Origin of the sequence: Anabaena subtropica FACHB-260 (genome assembly GCF_014697105.1) — a bacterium.
GTDB lineage: Bacteria > Cyanobacteriota > Cyanobacteriia > Cyanobacteriales > Nostocaceae > Trichormus > Trichormus subtropicus.
In genome coordinates this window covers 1-5,583 of the sequence record NZ_JACJRF010000089.1, presented here as the reverse complement: position 1 = coordinate 5,583, position 5,583 = coordinate 1, and the positions used below count along the sequence as shown (strand labels likewise).

General features: G+C 36.4%; 5 protein-coding genes. 2 read left to right on the top strand and 3 right to left on the bottom strand.

Annotated features, from left to right (window positions below):
• The first annotated feature begins 100 nt into the window (after positions 1 to 100).
• Positions 101 to 571, top strand: a complete 471-nt coding sequence (locus H6G18_RS24350) for a sensor histidine kinase (protein ID WP_313954461.1) — start codon at positions 101 to 103, stop codon at positions 569 to 571.
• Between the two features lie 628 nt (positions 572 to 1,199).
• Here H6G18_RS24350 and H6G18_RS24345 read toward each other — a convergent pair.
• On the bottom strand, positions 1,200 to 2,063 hold the full coding sequence (locus H6G18_RS24345; protein ID WP_190409662.1) for a DUF6671 family protein: 864 nt from the start codon (positions 2,061 to 2,063) through the stop codon (positions 1,200 to 1,202).
• Positions 2,064 to 2,190: 127 nt separating this feature from the next.
• Entirely contained in the window at positions 2,191 to 3,252 is a 1,062-nt protein-coding gene (hisC, locus tag H6G18_RS24340) for a histidinol-phosphate transaminase (protein WP_190409661.1), read from the bottom strand.
• A 254-nt stretch (positions 3,253 to 3,506) separates the two neighbouring features.
• Between hisC and H6G18_RS24335 the strand changes: the two genes are divergently transcribed.
• Positions 3,507 to 3,992 carry a GNAT family N-acetyltransferase gene (locus H6G18_RS24335; RefSeq protein WP_190409660.1) on the top strand — a complete coding sequence of 162 codons (486 nt, stop codon included), beginning with the start codon at positions 3,507 to 3,509 and terminating at the stop codon, positions 3,990 to 3,992.
• 177 nt (positions 3,993 to 4,169) lie between these two features.
• Here the strand turns inward: H6G18_RS24335 and H6G18_RS24330 are convergent, their stop codons facing one another.
• A complete protein-coding gene (locus tag H6G18_RS24330; RefSeq protein WP_190409659.1) occupies positions 4,170 to 4,970 on the bottom strand; it encodes an exosortase-dependent surface protein XDP2 in 801 nt (266 codons plus the stop codon).
• Positions 4,971 to 5,583 lie beyond the last annotated feature (613 nt).

Genomic DNA, 5,583 nt, shown 5'->3' with positions numbered 1-5,583 from the left:
GTTATGTTCATTGGTTTGAGGAGATAATGTTATGTTGACTATTTTAGGACTTTTGGAGTTAGTCTAACTAAGAATGTAAAGTTTTGTATCAGCTTTCAACATTTCTGTATCTGACGCAAATATCCTGAACCGAATTGTATCAGAACTGCTCATGAATGCTTGCAAATATACTCCTCCTCATGAGCGGATTACCGTAACAGTCCATTTCTACCAAAATTCAAAAAACTTAAAGGGGGAAGATGCTCAATCTAGTTTATCCTATGTCTCTTCATTACCCTATTTTCAAATCAGAATTAACAATTCTGGCGTAGAAGTTCCTTTAGCAGAGCAATCTCGGATTTTTGAACCTTTCTACCGACTTACTCAAAACAAAACAACAGAAAAATTGTCTGTTTTTGACCAATCTTACCAGATTCCTCAAAATGATTATCAGCGAACTAGCGGTACAGGTTTGGGATTATCATTAGTAAAAAAGCTAGTGCAGTACATTCAAGGCAAAATAGAAGTTACAAGTAGTCAAGGTTTGACTACCTTCATAGTTCAATTGCCATTGAGTTTATCTAGAAAGTAGTCAAGTTCAGTCAAGTAATTTTTCGCGTGGGCAGGTTTCCCTCGTTGAAGCACTTTTTTCAAGAATGATTTTGGATTGGAAACCGCTTGGTGCATCTAGGTTTTCTCTTTACTTTTGTCGCCATTATTTTTCAAATTGGTATAACCTTTATCTTCAAGCTAGTGTTTAGATATACATTTTTCATCTCAAAAAAGCATTATTTATCTATCCATTGGTGGAATTGCAAACAATGCAATAAATACTAAATAAATAAATATTCCGATCACCTGACGAATTTTAACTCTAAATCTACCCGTTGCTAGAAAGTAACGGGAGATTTTTTATGATCAAGATGTACTAAAGAAATACCAATAATATATTTATCTATCTCTAGGAGGAATTAAATTACAGCAAATAAATACTAAATAACTAATAGCCCGATTGCCCAACCGGGCTTTAGCTCCATACTCCCCCCATGTTTTACCTGGCAAGGGGGGATTTATTAAAATTAAAATTTACTGCATTACGTGTTTCAGTCATCAATAGTTAGTTGCTTTTGATTGGGTTTAATACCCTATTCCTTATTCCTTTGTGAATTGAGTGTTTATTACTGTCACCCAAATCTAGGGCTGTATTCGTGAATTACAAATTAGGGATTACAATACATACATTGAGATGGATTAGCAAATTTTATACCATCAGGAAATCTTTTTTCTTGTCTAAAACCACATTTTTTACATTGATAAATTGCTGTTAGTGTTAAGGGAGTTGACATATAACAAAGTTCACAGGGTAATCCTGGAATGTTTTCAGTTCTGGTAAATCCAGGTATATGACATTGGGGACAACAACTGTTAATTTTATTGAGCAAATTATGAGTTGCTTTCTCGATATTCTTCATGCGCGTGGGGTTATACATTGCCCGCATATCTGTCTGAATATTTACCCGGGAATTGGGAGATTTCTGTAAGAACAAATTAATCGTCGTTGTAAAATCTACTTCTTTTGTAATACCTTTGATTATTTCATTACATCCCTTATCTAAATTTTCAAACCAGACAATTAATCCATGTTCAGGAAACCCAACTTTCTGGGCAAAAATATATGCCTCATCTAAATTTTCTACAACTTGATGATTGAAGTTAGTATCTGTAGATAATTCCTCACCAATAATTTCTATATCATTGATTTTATCTATTAAAACCACGATTTCTCTATTAGAGTAGATGTAGGGTACTAATGGATGAGGTGCAAAGCTACCTTCACTGGCGATCGCTAAACTTTCTCCTGTCAATTCTAAGGCTTTCTCGGCCTTTAATCTAGCTGTAAAAATTTGCGTTCCCGGACGTTTAATTTCGCTAGTAAATGTGCCGAAAATATCTGTATTAAAATCCGATGGTACTGTAACCTTAATGCCTAACTCCTGCTGTAAGAGGGGAGCAATTACCTTTTCTTTTTGGTGCATTGTAGCCAAGATAGCCAAGCGATCGCTAAATAATGGTTGATAATTCATTGTCGGTAAATCCCTGTTAGTTCACTAGAGGAATCCAATTTTATAAAAAGAGGTAAAGCTTGAAAAGCTCACCTCTTATGAGCGTGCTTCCAGCGTCTTATAAGAGAAACAATCCATCTCATCTTTCTCAGTTTCTCATCCCTAACAAATCACTCAACGCCCGCACCAATATTTGATTTTGTTCATCAGTACCTACAGTGATGCGTAGCTTATCTTCTAGTCCTGGTTGCTTGAAGTAGCGGATTAAAATTTTCTGTTCCTTGAGTTTTTGATAGAGATATTCTGCATTTCTTTCAGGAGGTTGGGTTAGTAAAAAATTGCCGTGGGAATTCCCAACCCGGAAACCTAATTCTTTTAAGTCTGATGTTAGCTGAGTTCTTGATGCTTTAACCTTGGCTACACAGGCGTTTTTATAAGCTTGGTCAGTAATGGCTGCTGTTGCAACAGCACAGGCGATCGCATCAATGTTATAACTGTCTTTCACTTTAAACAATCCATCCAGTAATTTGGGATTCGCCACTCCAAACCCTAAACGCAATCCTGCTAAGGAATAGCCCTTAGAAAGTGTCCGAATCAAAATGACGTTCTCATATTCCTGGACTAAATCCAAGGCACTTTCTTCAGCAAAGTCTACATAAGCCTCATCTATAACTAAAACCCCAGATAACTCACTGGCTAACTTGCGTAGGTCATCACTTGGCACTACATGACCAGATGGACTATTGGGAGATGCGATAAATGTCACTGCACCATTAGCCGCAATTAATTCCGCTAAAGGTAAAACGTTATCTTTTTTGTAGGCAATTTCTAAAATATCCGCCGCCTGCATTTCAGTAAGTGTACGATACAGGACATAAGTAGGCATCGGATAAACCACCTTATGTCCAGGTTCAGCACAAGCACGAATTACCATACTCAATACTTCGTCACTGCCATTCCCTACAATGATCCAATCACTAGGCACACCTAAAACTTGACTTGCAGCTTGTCTAAACTCCCCTCCAAACGGTTCTGGATATCGCCGCAACCATTCACCATCAATATTTTGCAGTGCTGCCAATGCCGCAGGCGAAGGGGGATAAGGGTTCTCATTACTGTTGAGTTTAATCACCTGTGTACCCCGTGGTGGCTGTTCACCGGGGACATAACTAGCCATCGCCTCAACATTGGAACGGAAATAATTAGTCATCAAAAATTCAAAATTAGGAAATGCAATCTAGGGTATCAAAATGTTAGATAAATTTTTTGTTTTCTGAACTGGAATGATGAAAATTTACGGTGGGGCGATCGCTCTGATCTCCTACACCGGATAAATTAATGAAAAGTACATAATAGAGGCTGAATTTCCCAGCCTGTAGAACCAGCAGATTTAGTTCCTGTAATTTCACATTTGATTAGATAGCAATTATCATTAATTTAAATTATTGTTTGGCGAGGGTATTGATGAATGCTCATGACATATTTCTGCGACCTGCTGAAGAAAAAGATGCGTGGGTATTGAGTGCAATTCGCATTGCTGCTATCAAAGCTCTACCTGCAACTTTTTACACCCGCCAAGAACTGTTGGCTTGGCGTAATTATCGTACAAAACCAGATGGTTCTAATATTTTGAAGAGTATGAAGTCAGAAACTTTCTGGGTTGCAGTTGAGAATGATAACATCGTAGGGTTTACTAGTTATATTATTGATGAATTAATCGCTTTATATGTGCATCCTCGTTATCAAGGTCGAGGAATTGGCAAAGCTTTGGTAGAGCATTTTTGTCATCAAGCAACTCAGCAAGGAGTAGATAAAGTCATTACAAGTGCTAGCCTTTATGCTGAAGGATTCTATTTGCGATTAGGATTTACTGCTATACAAAAAGTTCCCCATCAGTTGAAAAATGGAGTAATAGTTACAGTTATGAAAATGAGCAAACAACTAACTTGATTCACATATAATTCTCTTCCTTAAAAAGGATAGCAATCCTTAATAATTAAAAAAATATCCCTAAATTCTTGAAGAATTTAGGGGACTAACCCTTTCACTTATAGCTATCCAACTAAATTTGCTTATTTTGAAAAAATTCAATCAAATACTATCTAATAGAAAACTGATATCACTAAATTACTTAAGAAAATTGGACTTGAATTGGCGACGACGCAAGAAAGCTAGGGTTGCAACTGCGCCTAAACCCAGAACGGTTGTTGGTTCAGGTGTTGTTTTTCTAGCAATAATTTTGAAATCAGGGCCGTTGTTGCTACCGTGTGCTGTAAGTTTTAAACCACTGAGGCTGGTTACTCCCAATGAATCAAGGCTGATACCCCAAGAACCAACAGGTTGAGCGCCAGTAACTTCTGTTGTGTCAATGTTAAAGCCAGCATAGGTCAGTTGACTTGGAGTAATGGTAATGAAATTACCAATCAGATTTCCTAGATGATCAAGAGCTTGAATACCTATGGAGCTATTTAGACCACGTTCCCAATAGAAGATATTATCGAGTCCTGAATGGTCTTTTACTATTTTATGGTCGAAGAAGATATCAATCACAAAAGAACCTGTGTCTTCAGTGTCAATAATATTGTTCAAGTTGTTGTTACCTAAGTAAGCAGCAATCTCAGCACCAGTTGGTTGTTCATTCGGTGGTAGTGGAGCATTTGCTTTGTCTCCTTTATCCGTACTAGCTGCACCATCATTAAGTGGTGTGATAGTTTTAGGAGTATTGAACAATATGTTGGCACTATTTACATAAGAGAAATTGCTGAAGGTCTTTCCATTTTGAGTAATAGAATTCAATAAAATGTCAGCTTTTGGATCAGTATTCTGACTGATGTTGCTGATAAAACTAGCTGCTTTAGCGGAAGTAGCTGTAGATAATATTGCGCTGAAAACAAAGCCAACAGTTAAGTATAAGTTCCGAGCTTTCATGGTTTTTACGTTGATTTGCTTGCTATGTCATTCATTATGTTCCATAAAATTACTGACAGTAACCCGTAAATATCCTGAAAGTAAGTTTAAACTTTTGATAATTACCAGAAAGTATTTATCCGGTACATTTTCAAAGAAAAATCGAGCTAATTATTATGTCAATATAAAAGTTATTTGAAGTTAATATAAACAATTGGCTTTAAACATTCTTCTTATTCAACATCTTTTTTTAAAGTAATAGATTATGAGGGTATTTTCTTATCTATCGCCTATTTCATTAATGTTAAATGAAGTAACTGTAAACATTCATTTATGATAGCTTTATGAAAGCTAACTAAATGTACTCTATTTTTAGAGAAACTTTCCTTGAAAATGCTAAAAAGCACCATTAACACTGGGTTGAGAAGAAAGCTACTGCTTTTTGAATGACACCTAAGAGAGCCAGTATCATGGGCGAATTTTCTACATTGCAAGACCCAGCAAAACTAGATATTTAATTGGATCTCACGCCTAATGTGAATTAAGAAAAAAGGCGGGAGAAGTAAGAAGATGAAAGTTACCAGCTTCTCAAATCAAACTTCCCCCATGACTAGCATAAACTTTGGAACGCTAT

Excerpts from the sequence above, each read along its gene's own strand:
- H6G18_RS24345 (WP_190409662.1), bottom strand. The coding sequence starts at position 2,063 with ATGAATTATCAACCATTATTTAGCGATCGCTTGGCTATCTTGGCTACA.
- hisC (WP_190409661.1), bottom strand. The coding sequence starts at position 3,252 with ATGACTAATTATTTCCGTTCCAATGTTGAGGCGATGGCTAGTTATGTC.
- H6G18_RS24335 (WP_190409660.1), top strand. The coding sequence starts at position 3,507 with ATGAATGCTCATGACATATTTCTGCGACCTGCTGAAGAAAAAGATGCG.
- H6G18_RS24330 (WP_190409659.1), bottom strand. The coding sequence starts at position 4,970 with ATGAAAGCTCGGAACTTATACTTAACTGTTGGCTTTGTTTTCAGCGCA.